We start from the raw sequence: 14,929 nt of genomic DNA, 5'->3' as shown, positions 1-14,929 counted from the left end.
GGGAGGCCGTGCGGCGCTGCACGGTCCCGGCGGGACGGACGCTGGTCGCGCCGCTGGTCAACCAGGTGGGCGACTCGGAGGCCGCCTGCGTGCGGTTCCTGTCGGGCGCGACGGGCCGGATGACGGTGGACGGGCCGCGCGGCCGGTGCTGCGGTGGCGCGGCGTTCCGGTGCGGGCGTCGGGTGTGCCGCGCAATCCGGTGACGCGGGAGGGCGGCGCGTTCGGCGGGTACGGCTGCGGGCTGTGGGCGTCGGCGCCGCCGCTGTCGCCGGGTACGCACCGGGTCGCGATCCGAGGGACGAACGAGACCCTCCGGGTGTCGGTCGACTATGTGCTGACGGTCCCCGGAGCCTGACCGCCGCTCCGCCCGCTCCGCCGCTCCGCCCGCTCCGCCCGCTCCGCCCGCTCCGCCCGCTCCGCCCGCTCCGCCCGCCGCGTCCGCCTCGCCCGGGGGACGCCGCGTCCGGGGGACGCCGCGCGGGTCGGGGTGCCGGGTGAGGGGGCGCGGCCCGGGGTAGGGGCGGGTGATGATCGGGATGGTGCATTGGGCGGCGTTCGTTCCCGCCGCGGTGCTGGTCGCCGCGGCGCCGGGCGCCAACCAGCTTCTGGCGCTGCGCAACGGCTTCCGGTACGGGCCGGGGGCGGCGATCGGCGCGTCGGCGGGACGGTTCGCGGCGTTCGCGCTGATGGTGGTGGCGGTCGCGGCCGGGCTGGGGGCGCTGCTGGCGGCGTCGGCGGTGGTGTTCGCGGTGCTGAAGTGGTGCGGGGTGGCGTACCTGGGGTGGCTCGGGCTGCGGACGATCCGCACGGCCGGGCGCGGGCCCGAGGACGGCGGCGCGGCGGCAGACGGGGCGTCGGCGTGGCGGCTGGCGCGGCAGGAGTTCGTGGTGGCGGCGGCCAACCCGAAGGCGCTGATCCTGTTCACGGTGTTCCTGCCGCAGTTCGTGGCGGCCCCGGGGACGGCGCGGCGGGCGGCGCCGCGGCAGGCGGCGGTGTCGCGGGCGCGTTGCTGGCGCTGGGCGCGGCGTACATCGCGGTGGAGTTCGGGTGCGCGTGCTGCTACGCGGCGGCGGGCGGACGGCTGGGCGCGCTGGCCCTGGGACGGCGCGTACGGCGGTGGGTGGACGTGGCGGCGGGTTCGGTGATGCTGGGGCTCGCGGGGTGGCTGGCGGCCGAGCCCGCGCCGGGCCGCTGACCGGACGGACCCTTGACCGGACGGGCCGCTGACCGGACGGGTTTTGCTGGATCGGCAAGCGGGTTTGTCGTTCGGTGCCGGGTGCGCGCAGTATCTCCATGGGCGGCGGCGAGGCCGCGGACGACTGCGAGCAGGAGGCGACGATGAGCGTCGACAACCAGGACGCACACGCACACGGGCATGGGGGTTCGGGCGGGAGGCGGCAGGAGAACGGCTCGGCCGAGGAGATGTGGGACGCCCGCTACAGCGAGAGCGAGCGGGTCTGGAGCGGGGAGCCCAACGCCACGCTCGTCCGCGAGGCCGGTGACCTGAGGCCTGGCACGGCGCTGGACCTGGGCAGCGGCGAGGGCGGCGACGCGATCTGGCTGGCCGGGCGCGGCTGGCGGGTGACCGCGGTGGACGTCTCGGGCGTCGCCCTGGACCGTGCGGCGCGGCACGCCGAGGACGCGGGCGTCGCGGAACGGATCGAGTGGCGGCGCCACGACCTCGCCGAGTCGTTCCCGGACGGACGGTACGACCTGGTGTCGGCGCATTTCCTGCACTCGTGGGGCGACATGCCCCGCGAGCGGATCCTGCGCGACGCCGCCGCGGCCGTCGCGCCCGGCGGGGTGCTGCTGGTGGTCGGGCACTCGGGGCCCCCGCCGTGGGAGCAGGACGGCCACGGCGCCGTGCTGCCGTCGCCGCGGGAGGTCCTGGAGGCGCTGGAACTGCCGGAGGGGGAGTGGGAGGTGCTGCGCTGCGAGGAGCACGACCGCACGCAGACCGCTCCCGACGGGACCACCGTGACGCGCACCGACAACACGGTGAAGGTACGGCGCGTCACGGACCGTTGACGGCGCGCTCCGTTCCGTCGTCCCCTCGCGCCGTCCGTTTCCCCCGATGATGTTTGGCGTCGCGGCGCCGGGTACTGGGCGGGGCGGAAGGAGAGCGGCAATGGATACTTCCTCGGACTCGGGCAAGGGTTCTGAGCAGACGAGCAAGGGCGCCGGTCGGGCGCGGCGGAGCGCGGGACGCGCGGCGAGCGGCGCGCGCGGAGGCGCGGCCGGTGCCGGACGCGGCGCACGCAAGGCGGCCGGGTCCGCGGACAAGGCGGCCGGGGCGGCGAAGGGTTCGGCGAACGACGCGGCCGGCGGCTCGGCGGCGCGGGCGTCGAACGCGGCCAAGGGCGCGGCCGGATCGGCGGGCTCGGCGGCGAAGGCCGCGGGCAAGGCCGGCGGCGCCGCGGCCGAGCGCGTCGGGCAGGGCGCGAGCCGTGCCGCCGAGGGCGCGCGGCACGGCGCGGAACGGACCGCCGGGCAGGTCGCGGCGATGCCGGGCCGCGCGGTGCGGGTGGTGCGGCTGATGAACATGCGGCGCTTCCTGCGCGCGGCCCCGGTCGTGGTGGTGGCGGGAGCCGGACTCCTCATCGGCCGCCGCGTCCTGAAGAACCGCTGACGGCCCACCCGCGGACGCCGCGGCGTCCCGCCCGTTCCGGTCACCCCGTTCCCCGGCCTCGATCCCGGGCCTCGTTCCCCGGTCTCGATCCCCCGCTCAGGGCCCTGCCATGGACTCACGTCCCGGCAGGGCCCTGTTCTTTCTCACACGTGTTCCGGAGATCCGCGCGGACGTGTCGTCGGCGGTCGTTCGGCGCGTCGCTCGGCGCGGCTGCGGGCGGGTTGCTCGGCGCGGCTGCGGCGGGTCGCTGGAGGCCCGTTCGGAGCGGGGCTCGCGGGGCTTCCGCCGGGCCTCGCGGCGGGGCTGAACACCGTCTGAACGGCGTCCGGGCGGCGTCCGAGAAGGGGGTGGAGTCGGAGTCGTGGCAGGTGGTGGGTGGATGACCGAAAAGGGACGCCCCGTTTACGTGGATCGGTGCGGGTAGGTGGGGGGCTGTACGCCACAACCACACCGACCCCCATACCAAGGAGTGGTGACATGACTGGGCCGATCGCCCAGCAGACCTCGGGCACCAGCAGCTACCAGCGCGGCGGGTCCGGTAGCGGCCTCGCCGACGTCGTCGACCTGATCCTCGAAAAGGGCCTGGTCATCGACCTGTACGCGCGGGTGTCCCTGGTCGGCATCGAAATCCTCACGGTGGACGTGCGGATCGTCGTCGCCAGCGTCGACACCTATCTGCGCTTCGCCGAGGCCTGCAACCGGCTCGACATCGCCCACGACGGCACCTCGCAGGGGCTGCCGCAGTTCGTGGGCGGCATGCAGGAGTCGGGTGCGAAGAAGAAGACGCGCGGCGCTCTGGAAGGAGCCCAGGAACGGCTGAAGGAGACCTTCGGCTCGTCCGAGGAAGGCGGCGAGGACGAGGACAAGCAGCCGTCGCGGCGCCGCGCCTCCCGTAAGAAGGAGGACGACGACCAGTGACGAATCCGCAGACCCCCCAGTCCCAGGCCCCCGCCGCCGGCGGCGCGCAGTACGTCTACGGCGTCACCCGCGCCGACGCGTCCCTGCCCGAGAACCTCACCGGGCTCGAGGACGGGCCGGTCGGCCTGATCGCCCACGAACGCTGCGCGGCGCTGACCAGCGACCTGCCGCAGGGCCGCGCCCTCGGCGAGCGCGCCGACCTCGTCGCCCACCAGCGCGTCCTGGACGCCCTGGTCGAGAGCGGGGTGGTGGTGCTGCCGTTCCGGTTCGGCGCGGCGCTCAGCAGCCGCGACGCCGTCCGCGACGAGCTACTGGCCTCCAACTCCGACCGCCTCGGCCAGGTCCTGGACCAGCTCGACGGCCGCGTCGAGCTGCGCCTCAAGGGCACCTACGTGCAGGAGGTCGTGCTGCGCGAGGTGATGAACGACGAGCCGCAGATCGCCGAGCTCAACCAGCGGCTGCGCGACATTCCCCCCGAGGCCGCCGACGCCGCGTACTACGACCGCGTCCGGCTCGGCGAGCTGATCGCCCAGGCGCTCGAGCAGCGCCGCGAGGACGACGGGCAGGTGCTCCTGGAGGCGCTGGCCCCGGCCGCCGAGGCGATCGTGCGGCGCAGCCCCATGCGCGAGGAGGACGTCCTGGACGCCTCGTTCCTCGTCGAACGCGACCGCGTCACCGAGTTCGAGCAGTCGGTCGACAAGCTCGGCAAGATCCACGGTGAGCGCATCCGGATCCGGCTGATCGGGCCGCTGGCGCCGTACGACTTCGTCCCGGAGGCCTGAGGTGGGAATGTTCACCGGCCTGGTGACGCTCCCGCTCGCCCCGGTCCGGGGCGTGGTGTGGCTCGCCGAGGTCCTCAAGGAGCAGGCCGAGGCTCAGCTGTACGACCCGGGCCGCATCGCCGCGGAGATGCAGGGCATCGCCGACGCCGTCGCCTCCGGCGAGATGTCGGAGGAGGAGGCCGCCGAGCGGGAGGAGGACCTGATCCGGCGCCTCAACGAGGGCCGCGCCCTCGCGCAGGAGCAGGCCCCCGCCCCGCCGCCCGACGCTCCCGTGGCCTCCGCCGAGGCCGGGGCCGCCAGCGCCCCGCGGGGGACGCGGCGGCCCCCGCGCCCGGCGCGCCCGCCGCACCGGCGAACGGTGGGGCGGCGCCCGGCACCGGGGCGGGCGCCGAGACCGACGCCCCGGCCGCCGCGCAGCCCGAGCCCGCCGCGCAGCCCGGCGCGCAGCCCGATGAACGACCCGAGGAACGACCCGACGAACAGCCCGGCAGGGACGCCGCGGACGCCATGGACGCCCGGGACGGGGCCGGGGCCGACCAGGAAGGCGGCGCCGACCGGCGCGGGGACCGGGACAGACGCCTTCAGGGAGGCTGACCATGCTGTCCGCGTCAGAGGCCGCCAAGCAGGCCGTACGGCACGTCACCGACATGACCGGCCGCGACGCCGAGGGCGTCGTCGGCATCGAGCGCACCGGCGACGGCTGGCAGGTGACCGTGGAGATCGTCGAGACCCACCGAATCCCCGACTCGGCCGACATCCTCGCGATCTACGAGACCCAGGTCGACGACGAGGGCGAACTGGTCGCGTACCGGCGCGCGAGCCGCTACGCGCGCGGACGAGTGGAGAGGAGCTGAACCGTTGAGCGACATCTCCTGGACCGGAGGCCGTTCCCCGGCCCGCAGCGTGTCGGGACAGCAGCCGCAGGGCGGCGCCAACCTGGCCGACCTGCTGGAACGCATCCTGGACAAGGGCATCGTGATCGTCGGCGACATCCGGGTGAACCTCCTGGACATCGAGCTGCTGACGATCAAACTGCGGCTCCTGGTCGCCTCGGTCGACCGCGCCAAGGAGATGGGCATCGACTGGTGGGAGCACGACCCGTCGCTGTCCTCGGGCGCCCGCAAGAACCAGGCCGCCGCCGACGGAGGCGGCGCGGCGGCCGTCCAGGCCGAGGCCGAACCGGCCGGGCTCACCGCCCCGGACGGGCACGGCGAACACGACGAGCTCCTGCGCGAGAACCGGCTGCTGCGCGAACGCCTGGCCGCCCTGGAGGCCGCCGCCGAACCCGGGGACGACCCGCCCGCCGCGCCCGCGGAGCCCGCCGCGGCGCGCAAGACCGCGGCGAGAACGAAGAAGACGTCGAAGGCGTCCGAGGCGTCCGACGAACGTGACGCGCCCGACGGCCCCGCCGACCGGGGGCGCGCTTGACCAGGGGAGGGCGAACGACCGTGACCGACGACACCGCCGTCGACACCGCCGTGTACCTGTACGGGGTCGCGCGCGGGCTGGACCCCGCCGTGCTGGAGGGCGCCGAGGGCGTGGCGGGCGCCCCCGTCCGCGCCCTCGACGCCGCCGGGCTGACCGCGCTGATCAGCACCGTACGGCTGGAGGAGTTCGGCGAACGGGCCCTGCGCGAGCGCCTGGAGGACCTCGACTGGCTGGAGGCCACCGCCCGCGCCCACCACGAGGTCGTCGACCGCGCCGCCCGCGCCGCGCCCACCGCGCCCGTGCGGATCGCGACGATCTACCGCGACGAGGAACGCGTCGGGCAGGTGCTCGCCGAGGACCGCGAGCGGTTCGCGCTGGTGCTGGACCGCATCCGGGGCCGTTCGGAATGGGGCGTCAAGGCGTACGCCTACGCCGAGGCCCTCCAGGGAGACGACCCGGCCGAGCCCGCCGAGCCCGCGCCGCCATCCCCGCCCGCCGCCCCCGACGCGGCGGGCGGAAGCACGGGCGGCGAGAGCGCGGGCGGCGGGGCGGAGGGCGCCGGGACCGCGTACCTGCGCCGCAGGCAGAGCCAGCGACGCCGCCGCGAGGACGCCGGCCGCCGCGTCACCGCCCAGGCGCAGGAGATCCACGCCGAACTCGGCGACCACGCCGTGGCGTCCCGCCAGCACCCCGCGCAGGACCCCCGCCTGTCCGGCCACGACGGCACCCAGATCCTCAACGTCGCGTACCTGCTGGACGACGAGCGGGTCGAGGCGTTCGCGGACGCCGCGCGCCGCATCGACGCGCGGCTGCCCGGCATCGGGATCGAGCTGACCGGCCCCTGGCCGCCGTACTCGTTCATCGACACCGACGAGACCACCCCCGCCGCGGGCCGTCCGGCATGACCGTCGACCTCGACACCGGCCGCGCCGGGGCGCCGATGGAGCGCGTCGCGCTGGTCGACCTGCTGGACCGGCTGCTGGCCGGGGAGTGGTCCTGACCGGCGATCTGGTCATCTCGATCGCCGAGGTCGACCTGGTGCACGTGTCGCTGCGCGCCCTCATCACCGCCGTCCGCGACGAACTGCTGTGCGACGAGGAGGACCTGTGAACCGTTCACCCCACCACCGCCCCGCCACCGACGACCGCCGCCCCGGGACCGCCGCCGACACGCGCCGCGAACCAGCGCGCCGCGACCGGGACCCGGTGTCGGGCGAGGTGTCGGTGCACGACCTCGGGACCGGCGACCCGCTCACCGACGACCTGCTCGCCGGCCGGACCCCCGCCGCCGGCGGCGCCGCGCCCGTACGGGCCTCGCCGGTGCGCTCGACCCCGGCGTCCAGCCGGACGATGCAGCGGTTGCAGTCCGACCCCGAGACCGTCGAACGCGACCTGGTCAAGCTGGTGCTGACCCTGGTGGAGCTCATCCGCCAGCTCATGGAACGCCAGGCCCTGCGCCGCGTCGAGGGCGGCGGCCTGGACCCCGAGCAGGTCGAACGGCTCGGACTCGCGCTGATGCGCCTGGAAGAGGCCATGACGCGCCTCAAGGACCACTTCGACCTGGACGACAGCGACCTCAACCTGGATCTCGGCCCCTCGGCCCCCTCCTCCCGAATGACCGGGACCGGCGGCCGGGACGGGCCGTCCGGGGACGGGCCGTCCGGACGGGGGTCAGGCGGCCGGGAGGGCGGGGGGCGGCGCGGCGGTGAGCCGCTCGGCCTCCCACAGATCGCGGTACGGGCCCGGTCCGGCGAGCAGCCGGTCGTGGGGCCGCGCTGCACGATCCGGCCCCGGTCCATCACCACCACCTCGTCGGCGCGGCCGAGCGCCGCGAGCCGGTGCGTCACCAGCAGCAGCGTCCCGCCGCCCGGCGCCGTCAGCAGGTCACCGGTGATCGCGTCCGCGGTGGCCGGGTCGAGCGCCTCGGTCGGCTCGTCCAGAACGAGCACCGGCGGATCGGCCAGCAGCGCCCGCGCCAGCAGCAGCCGCTGCCGCTGCCCGCCCGACAGGCCGCGCCCGCCCGCGCCCACGACCGTGTCCCACCCCTCGGGCAGCCCGTCGACGACCTCCAGCAGCCGCGCCCGCCGCGCCGCCGCCCGTACCTGAGCGTCGGTGGCGTCCGGACGGGCCAGCAGGAGGTTCGCGCGCACCGACCCGGCGAACACGTGGGCGTCCTGCGTCAGCCCCCGCACCGCCGCCCGAACGTCCTCGGGGGAGTACTCGGCCAGATCGTGCCCGGCGAGCATCACCGCCCCCGACTCCGGCGCCACCGCACCCGCCACAACGGCCAGCAGCGTGCTCTTGCCCGCGCCGCTCGCCCCCACGATCGCGATCCTGCGCCCGCGTTCCACGGCCAGGTCCACCCCGTCCAGCGCGGCCCCCCGAACGACCGCCTCCCCACCAAGAGGGGTGCCGGCCGGATAGGTGACGCCGACCCCCAGCAGCTCGACCCCGAGCGGGCCGGGCGGCGCCTTCCGCGGGCGCGACGTCCGCGGCGGCGGGGGAGTGCGCAGCAGCGCCTCCACCCGGCGCGACGCGGGCAGCACCTCGCGCAGCCGCTGCGCCGCGCCCGCCAGCGGCAGCACCGCCTCCACGGTGACCAGCGCCGTCAACGCCAGTACCGCGACCGCGACCTCGTCCAGCCCGGCGCCCAGGCCCGTCCACGCGACCGCCGCCACCGCGACGCCCTGTACCAGGTACCCCGCTCCGGACACACCCGCCGCGACGCGCGCCGCGGCCCGTTCCGCCCGTTCCAGCCGCGCCGCCGACTCCCGCGCCGCACCGGTGAACCGTTCCGTCGCGCCGAACACCGCCAGGTCATCCGCGCCCTCCAGCACGTCCAGCGCCCGCACGGCCAGCCCCTGCCGCTCGGCCGCCGCCCTCGCCGACGCGCGCCCGCCCGCGAACGCCGCGACCACCGGCAGCGCCAGCCCCGCCGCCGCCACCCCGCCCGCCAGGACCAGCGCCCCCGCGGGCAGCACGACCGCGCACACCGCCAGCCCCGCCGCACCGCACGCCACCGCCGCCACCGCGGGCAGCAGGCACCGCAGCAGCAGGTCCTGAACGGCGTCGACGTCGGACACCATCCGCGTCAGCGCGTCCCCCTCCGCAGCACCTCCCCGCGCCGTCCGGCCCCGTCGCCCCCGTCGCCCCCGTCGCCCCCCTCGCCCCCTCGCTTCCGTCGCCTCGCCCGGCCGTTCCGCGCCGCCTCTCGCGGACGGCCCGCCGCCCGCCCGCCCCGGACCGGCGTGGGGGAGCGGACCGGGCGCCGGCGGCTCGAGCGGGCCCGCCGCGGCGAGCGCGTCGAAGACCCGCCCGCGCAGCTCCGCCAGCGCACGCAACGCCACATCGTGGCCCGCGAGCCGCTCCAGATACCGCAGCGCGCCCTTGGCCAGCGCGAACCCGCGCACCGCCACGATCGCCAGCGACAACGCCGCCAGCGGCGGCTGCTGCGCCGCCCGCGCGATCAGCCACGCCGCCGCCGCGATCAGCCCGAGCCCCGACAGCTCCGCCGCGACCCCCGCCAGCGCCGCCGCCACCAGCCGCGCCGAGTACGGACGGACCGCGCCCCACACGCCGTTCACGCCACCGCCTCCCGTCCCCGCCGCACCACATCCGCACCGCCCGCGCCGTCCGCGGCACCGACCCCGAGGCCGAGATCGGTGGTGAGGTGGCCGTCCTCCAGGCGTACGACGCGGTCCGCCGCGCTCAGCAGCGCCGGGCGGTGGGCCACGATGACCGCGGTACGGTCCGCCAGCAACCGCGCCGCCGCGTCCACCAGGACACGTTCGCTGTGCAGGTCCAGCCGGGCGGTCGGCTCGTCCAGCAGCATCACCGGCGCGCCGGTCAGGTACGCGCGCGCGATCGCGACACGCTGCCGCTGGCCCGCCGACAGGCCCGCGCCCCGTTCACCCAGCACCGTCGCGTACCCCTCGGGCAGCGCCCGGACGAACTCATCGGCCGCCGCCGCCCGCGCCGCCTCGACGACCCGTTCGTCGTCGGCGTCCGGCGCCCCGAGGCGGATGTTGTCGGCCACCGACGCCGCGAACAGGTGCGGGCGCTGCGGCACCCAACCCAGCCGCGCCCGCCACGCCTCGGCGTCCAGCTCCGCCAGGTCCGTCCCGTCGACCAGCACCCGCCCCGACTCCGGCCGCACCAGCCCGAGCAGGACGAGCAGCAGCGTCGACTTGCCCGCGCCCGACGGCCCGGTCACCGCCACCCGCTCGCCCGCCGCCACCCGCAGCGACACCCGGTCCAGCGCCGCGGCCTCCGACCCCGGGTACCGGACCGTCACCTCCTCCAGAACGATCTCCGGCACCGCCGCCACCTCCACCGGACGCCCCCCGCACGCGCCGCGCGGGCGTCCAGCGCGGCGAACGCCTCCCGCGCCGCCGCGACGCCCTCCGCGCTCGCGTGGAACCGCGCGCCCAGCGCCCGCAGCGGCAGATACACCTCCGGCGTCAGGATCAGCACCAGCAGACCCGTCGCCAACGCCATCTCCCCGTCCATCAGCCGCAACCCGACCGGCACCGCCACCAGCGCCACCGACAACGCGCACACCAGCTCCAGCACCAGCGACGACAGGAACGCCACCCGCAGCGCCCCCACCGTCGCCCGCCGGTGCTCATCGGCCAGCTCCCGCACCACCACCGACTGATGCCCCGTACGCCCGAACGCCCGCAGCGTCGACAGACCCGCCAGCACGTCCCGGAAATGCCCGCCCAGCCGGTGCAGCAGCCCCCACTGCCGGCCCGTCAGCGCGGCCGTCCGCATCCCCACCAGCGCCCCGAACACCGGCACCAGCGGCACCGTCAACGCGACCACCAGCGCCGACGCCCAGTCCGCCACCGCCAGCCGCGCCAGCACCAGCACCGGCACCACGCACGCCGCCAGCAACTGCGGCACGTACCCGGTGAAGAACGGGTCCAGCGCGTCCAGCCCCCGCGTCAGCAACGTGACCCGCGCACCCGCGCCCCGCACCCCCGCGCCCGAAGCCGCCCGCCGGGCCCACCGCGTCCGCGTCTGCGTCCGCGTCTGCGGCCGCCGCGGCCGGACCGGCCGCCGGGACGGCCAGCAGCGCCTCACGCAGACCCCGCTTCACCGACGCCGACGCGCGCCCCGCCACCGACGTCCCCACCCACGCCAGCACCGCACGCCCGCCACCGCCCCCGCCAGCCACGGCAACGGCCCCGCGTCCAGATCCGCCACCGCACGCGCCAGCAGACCCGCCTGCACCACCAGCAGGACCCCCTGCCCCACCACCAGCGCCAGCAGCACCGCCAGCACCCGGCGCGGCAGGAAACGCAGCAACCGCCGCTCCACAGTCTTCACACCACGCCCCTACAGGTACGAAGGCGACTCGACCCGCCCCGGAACGTCCACCACACCAGCGACTGCGCCCCCACCAGCAACGGCAGCAGCACCGCCGCCGTCACCACCGTCAACGACAGCCCGACCCCGGCGCCGCGAGCTGCGACCACGGCAGCCGCAACCCGCCACCACCGGAACCACCATCAGCACCGCCGCCGTCGCCGGATACTGCCCCGGCACCCGCCGCGCCCGCTCCGCCAACCCACCCGTCAACCGCAGCCCGCGAACGCCGCCCCATGCAGAACGAACAGCAGCGCCAACGGCAGCCCCAGCACACTGCCCGCGTTCAGCCCCTCACCACCGAACAGCACCGAACCCAGCACCGACGCCCACGCCAGCCCCAGCGTCCAACTCCCCGCCACGATCGCCCCATCGCACACCGAACGCCACCGGACCCCGTCCACCCGGCCCCGCAGCCACAGCCCCATGTCCCGCACCACCCAGCCGAACACCAGCGCCGCGAACACCGGATACAGCCCCTCCAGCAGCCGGTGCTCCAACCCCGGGAACGCCCCGGCCGCCAGACCGACCGCCGACACCAGCCACACCTCGTTCCCCAGGAAGAACGGCGCGAACGACGCGATCACCAACCGCCGCTCCCGCTGATCACGCCCCAGCCACGGCAGCACCATCCCCACACCGATGTCCGCCCCGGCCAGCACCAGGTACCCGACCGTGAACACGGCCATCAACAGCACAGCGAGAGATTCCATCGATCCGGCTCCTGTTCCGACCTACGCACGTACGGAAAGCTCGACACCCGCCCCGCGGCCCCGGCCACCACCGGAACCCGCGAAACCCGACCCCACACACGGACCCGCACCCGAGCCCGCACCCCGCGACCCGCCCATCAGAACGTCGGCGTCAACGACGGCGCCGACGCCTCCGGAGCCGGCGGCGCCGGCGGAGCCGCACCCAGCCCCGCACCCTCGGGCCCCCGCCGCGCGAACCGCGCCAGCAGCCACGCGTTCACCCCGATCAGCACCGCGAACAGACCCGTGAACGCCACGAACGACGCCACCACCGTCCCCGACCCCACATCCGAGATCGCATCCCGCGTCTTCAGCACCCCGTACACCATCCACGGCTGCCGCCCCACCTCACGGAACACCCACCCCGCGATCATCGCCACGTACGGCAGCGGCACCGCCACCATCATCACCACGTGGAACACCCGCCCCCGCTCCAGCCACCGACCGAACGGGAACTTCACCAGCGCCACCAGCCCCAGCAACAGCATCACCGACCACACCGACACCATCACCACCTGGCCCGCCTCCGCCAGCTTCGGCGCCTCGTAGTCGTCCGGCCCGAACCGCGCCGTGAAATCCGCCACCGCCGCCGCCAGATCGTCCCCGCCCGTCTTCGTCGGCTGCGCGTACTCGAACTGCGCACCCCCGAACGCCACCACCGGGAACACCGACAGCACCAACGTCAGCAACCCGATCCGCATCGACCGCCGGAAGAACTCCACCTCCGCCGTACGGCGCAGCAGGTGGTAACCGCTCACACCCGCCATGAAGAACGCCGCCGTCAGCAACCCACCGAACAGCACGTGCAAGAACGCCAGAATCGCCGTCGGATTCGTCAGCAGCGCCCCCGCGTCCGTCAGCCGCGCCACCCCGTCCACCATCTCGTAACCCACCGGACGCTGAAGCCACCCGTTCGCCACCAGCACGAAATACGCCGACAGATACGCCGTCAACGTCACCACCCAGATCAGCCCCAGATGCACCCACCGGTTCAGCCGATCCCACCCGAAAATCCACAACCCCAGAAACGTCGACTCGATGAAGAACGCCACGATCGTCTCCATCGCCAACGGAGCACCGAACACCCCGCCGACCATCCGCGACATCCCACTCCAGTTCAGACCGAACTGGAACTCCATCACCAGCCCGTGACGATCCCCACCGCATAATTGATCACATACAACTGCCCCCAGAACCGCGTCATCCGCGCGTGCACGGCACTGCCCGACACCGTCGCCCGCGTCTGCATCAACGCCACCAGCGTCGCCAGCCCAACGTCAACGCCACGAACAGGAAATGCGAGCCCGCCGTCAACGCGAACTGCACCCGGGCCAGCATCAGCGCGTCCATGCGCCCCTCCAGACGGATCGTCCACCGGTACCGCACGCATCCTGGGCCCACCGCCCGCCCCCACGAATCGGGCGCGAGCGTGCACCCGCACTGCGCCTTTCGCGTACCGCCGCGCCCCCGCCTACATCCCGAGGTGTAGACGAACGCCCCCCGCCTCCTCACCGACGCCGACCCCGCCCCGCACTAACCAGGCCCGCACTCCCGCGCCAACCGCCCCGCCACCTCACGCACCCGCCCCGCGACCTCCTCCGACGCCTCCACCGAGAAATCCGCCCCCAACGCCGCCACCGCCAACACCGACTGCACCACCAACTCCACCGAATCCGCACTCAACCGCACCACACACCCCTCCGCCCCGACATCCTCCACCTCACCCAGAACCGGCCCGAACACCCCGCCCGCACCCGCTCCGCCGACAACGCCACCCGCACCCGCGCCGAATACCGATACGACGCCCGCGCGAACGAACGCGTCAGAAAACCCGCCGCATCCTCCGCCGGCAACTCCCGCGCCTCAAAACGCCGATGCGTCCCACTCGGCCCCTCGATCCGATCCACCCGGAACGTCCGCCACCCCTCCCGCCCCGGGTCGTACGCCACCAGATACCACCGCCCCGCCATCGTCACCAGACTGTGCGGCTCCACCCGCCGCACACTCACCTCCTCCACCCGGCTCCGGTAACCGAACGACACCACCACCCGGTCACGGCAGCACGACGCCAGCGCCGCCAGCACACCCGGATCCACCCGCGGCGCGTCCCGCCGCGGCACCGCCACCGTCACCCCGCCCAACGCCGCCAGCCTCGGACGCAACCGCGCCGGAAGCACCCGCTCCAGCTTCGCCAGCGCCCGCATCGAACTCTCCTCGATGCCCGCCACGCTGCCGCCCGCCCCCGTCATCAACCCCACCGCCACCGCGACCGCCTCGTCGTCGTCCAGCAGCAGCGGCGGCACGTTCCGACCCGACATCAACCGGTAACCGCCCGCCGTCCCCGTCGTGCCCTCCACCGGATAGTCCAGCGCACGCAACCGCTCGACATCGCGCCGCACCGTACGGCCCGTCACCCCGAGCCGCTCCGCCAGCTCCGCCCCCGACCACTCACGCCTGCTCTGCAACAACGACAGCAACCGCAGCAACCGCCCCGGCAGGTCCTTGCGCGCCGACTCCTCACTCACACCCACCAGACTCCCACCCCTTGAGGACACGATCCGTCCTCAACACCCGGCGGCCATCACGGCGGGGGAGCGGGGGCCCGGCAGCGGCGGCGGGGGAGCGCTACCTGCCCATCACAGCGAATCCAAGGCCACCGCCTGCGCGATGTAGTCACGGAACGCCTCGCGATCCAGATCCTCCGGCCTCCTCAGCTTGACGTGCCGCGTCGCCTTGCCCACACCCTCCAGCGCACCATGGGCGTCGGCGAACTCGGCGCCGCGCGCGAACGCGAACGTCAGATGGGTCTTGCTCACGCTGATGACCGCCAGCGTCTTCGCGCCCTTCCAGGCGGGCGAACCGTAGGCGATGACCTCCCGGGCGTCCGGAGCGCACTCGGCCATCAGCGCGCGCAGGTCGGCGACGATGGGCCGGTGGGCGGGGGAGACCTTCGCGTTCACGTACTCGTCCACGGCGTCGCTGCTCATCGGGCCCTCCCAGGGGGTCGCGTACCGGTCGGCGGCGGGATTCGCCTTCGACGCGCCCCGACGG

19 protein-coding genes and 4 pseudogenes are annotated in these 14,929 nt (G+C 75.2%); 13 read left to right on the top strand and 10 right to left on the bottom strand.

The window, feature by feature from the left end; genetic code table 11:
• The 13 genes and pseudogenes from GEV43_RS41310 to GEV43_RS41250 all read left to right on the top strand — a co-directional run.
• Positions 1–203: hypothetical protein (locus GEV43_RS41310; RefSeq protein ID WP_375539134.1), on the top strand; the 203-nt coding region annotated here is incomplete at its 5' end.
• Positions 185–355: a hypothetical protein gene (locus tag GEV43_RS41305; RefSeq protein ID WP_160825989.1), complete on the top strand. Its 171-nt coding sequence runs from the start codon at positions 185–187 to the stop codon at positions 353–355. The genes GEV43_RS41310 and GEV43_RS41305, both read left to right, overlap by 19 nt.
• Before the next feature lie 172 nt (positions 356–527).
• A complete protein-coding gene (locus GEV43_RS41300) occupies positions 528–1,145 on the top strand; it encodes a LysE family translocator (RefSeq protein ID WP_241684241.1) in 618 nt (205 codons plus the stop codon).
• Positions 1,146–1,293: 148 nt separating this feature from the next.
• Positions 1,294–2,028, top strand: a complete 735-nt coding sequence (locus tag GEV43_RS41295; protein ID WP_241684240.1) for a class I SAM-dependent methyltransferase — start codon at positions 1,294–1,296, stop codon at positions 2,026–2,028.
• Positions 2,029–2,128: 100 nt separating this feature from the next.
• On the top strand, positions 2,129–2,629 hold the full coding sequence (locus GEV43_RS41290) for a hypothetical protein (protein ID WP_160825988.1): 501 nt from the start codon (positions 2,129–2,131) through the stop codon (positions 2,627–2,629).
• Positions 2,630–3,106: 477 nt separating this feature from the next.
• Complete coding sequence (gvpJ, locus tag GEV43_RS41285; protein WP_160825987.1) at positions 3,107–3,547, top strand: gas vesicle protein GvpJ; 441 nt, start codon at positions 3,107–3,109, stop codon at positions 3,545–3,547.
• Positions 3,544–4,329 (top strand): GvpL/GvpF family gas vesicle protein, encoded by a 786-nt coding sequence (locus tag GEV43_RS41280; RefSeq protein WP_160825986.1) that lies wholly within the window; start codon positions 3,544–3,546, stop codon positions 4,327–4,329. Before gvpJ (GEV43_RS41285) ends, GEV43_RS41280 begins: the two co-directional genes overlap by 4 nt.
• 7 nt (positions 4,330–4,336) lie before the next feature.
• Positions 4,337–4,537, top strand: a pseudogene (locus GEV43_RS56740) (gas vesicle protein GvpG); the annotation flags it as partial.
• A 388-nt stretch (positions 4,538–4,925) separates the two neighbouring features.
• Positions 4,926–5,183 carry a gas vesicle protein gene (locus GEV43_RS41270; RefSeq protein ID WP_160825985.1) on the top strand — a complete coding sequence of 86 codons (258 nt, stop codon included), beginning with the start codon at positions 4,926–4,928 and terminating at the stop codon, positions 5,181–5,183.
• 4 nt (positions 5,184–5,187) lie between these two features.
• Positions 5,188–5,757: a gas vesicle protein gene (locus GEV43_RS48735; RefSeq protein WP_206681622.1), complete on the top strand. Its 570-nt coding sequence runs from the start codon at positions 5,188–5,190 to the stop codon at positions 5,755–5,757.
• A 20-nt stretch (positions 5,758–5,777) separates the two neighbouring features.
• Positions 5,778–6,662: a GvpL/GvpF family gas vesicle protein gene (locus tag GEV43_RS41260; protein ID WP_160825984.1), complete on the top strand. Its 885-nt coding sequence runs from the start codon at positions 5,778–5,780 to the stop codon at positions 6,660–6,662.
• Between the two features lie 85 nt (positions 6,663–6,747).
• Complete coding sequence (gene gvpJ / locus GEV43_RS52560; RefSeq protein WP_309240225.1) at positions 6,748–6,867, top strand: gas vesicle protein GvpJ; 120 nt, start codon at positions 6,748–6,750, stop codon at positions 6,865–6,867.
• 239 nt (positions 6,868–7,106) lie between these two features.
• A pseudogene (locus tag GEV43_RS41250) lies at positions 7,107–7,292 on the top strand (gas vesicle protein K); the annotation flags it as partial.
• Positions 7,293–7,600: 308 nt separating this feature from the next.
• Here GEV43_RS41250 and cydC read toward each other — a convergent pair.
• The 10 genes and pseudogenes from cydC to GEV43_RS41215 all read right to left on the bottom strand — a co-directional run.
• A pseudogene (gene cydC, locus GEV43_RS52555) lies at positions 7,601–9,331 on the bottom strand (thiol reductant ABC exporter subunit CydC); the annotation flags it as partial.
• Positions 9,332–9,336: 5 nt separating this feature from the next.
• Entirely contained in the window at positions 9,337–10,074 is a 738-nt protein-coding gene (locus tag GEV43_RS48730; protein WP_206681621.1) for an ATP-binding cassette domain-containing protein, read from the bottom strand.
• Positions 10,047–10,736: an ABC transporter transmembrane domain-containing protein gene (locus GEV43_RS48725; RefSeq protein WP_206681620.1), complete on the bottom strand. Its 690-nt coding sequence runs from the start codon at positions 10,734–10,736 to the stop codon at positions 10,047–10,049. Before GEV43_RS48725 ends, GEV43_RS48730 begins: the two co-directional genes overlap by 28 nt.
• Before the next feature lie 117 nt (positions 10,737–10,853).
• Positions 10,854–11,087, bottom strand: a complete 234-nt coding sequence (locus GEV43_RS48720) for a hypothetical protein (RefSeq protein WP_206681619.1) — start codon at positions 11,085–11,087, stop codon at positions 10,854–10,856.
• Positions 11,084–11,236: a hypothetical protein gene (locus GEV43_RS48715; RefSeq protein ID WP_206681618.1), complete on the bottom strand. Its 153-nt coding sequence runs from the start codon at positions 11,234–11,236 to the stop codon at positions 11,084–11,086. The genes GEV43_RS48720 and GEV43_RS48715 overlap by 4 nt, the downstream gene beginning before the upstream one ends.
• 99 nt (positions 11,237–11,335) lie before the next feature.
• Complete coding sequence (locus GEV43_RS41230) at positions 11,336–11,839, bottom strand: cytochrome d ubiquinol oxidase subunit II (RefSeq protein ID WP_206681617.1); 504 nt, start codon at positions 11,837–11,839, stop codon at positions 11,336–11,338.
• A 137-nt stretch (positions 11,840–11,976) separates the two neighbouring features.
• Positions 11,977–12,366, bottom strand: a complete 390-nt coding sequence (locus tag GEV43_RS55615) for a cytochrome ubiquinol oxidase subunit I (RefSeq protein WP_241684449.1) — start codon at positions 12,364–12,366, stop codon at positions 11,977–11,979.
• A 201-nt stretch (positions 12,367–12,567) separates the two neighbouring features.
• Positions 12,568–13,127: pseudogene (locus GEV43_RS55610) on the bottom strand (cytochrome ubiquinol oxidase subunit I); the annotation flags it as partial.
• A 430-nt stretch (positions 13,128–13,557) separates the two neighbouring features.
• Positions 13,558–14,403 (bottom strand): WYL domain-containing protein, encoded by an 846-nt coding sequence (locus tag GEV43_RS41220; protein ID WP_309240224.1) that lies wholly within the window; start codon positions 14,401–14,403, stop codon positions 13,558–13,560.
• Between the two features lie 111 nt (positions 14,404–14,514).
• Complete coding sequence (locus GEV43_RS41215) at positions 14,515–14,865, bottom strand: DUF1801 domain-containing protein (protein ID WP_160825983.1); 351 nt, start codon at positions 14,863–14,865, stop codon at positions 14,515–14,517.
• Positions 14,866–14,929: the final 64 nt, after the last annotated feature.

The organism is Actinomadura sp. J1-007 (assembly GCF_009793335.1).
GTDB lineage: Bacteria > Actinomycetota > Actinomycetes > Streptosporangiales > Streptosporangiaceae > Spirillospora > Spirillospora yumaensis.
The sequence above is the reverse complement of the archived record's forward strand: the minus strand, read 5'-3'. Positions and strand labels throughout refer to the sequence as shown.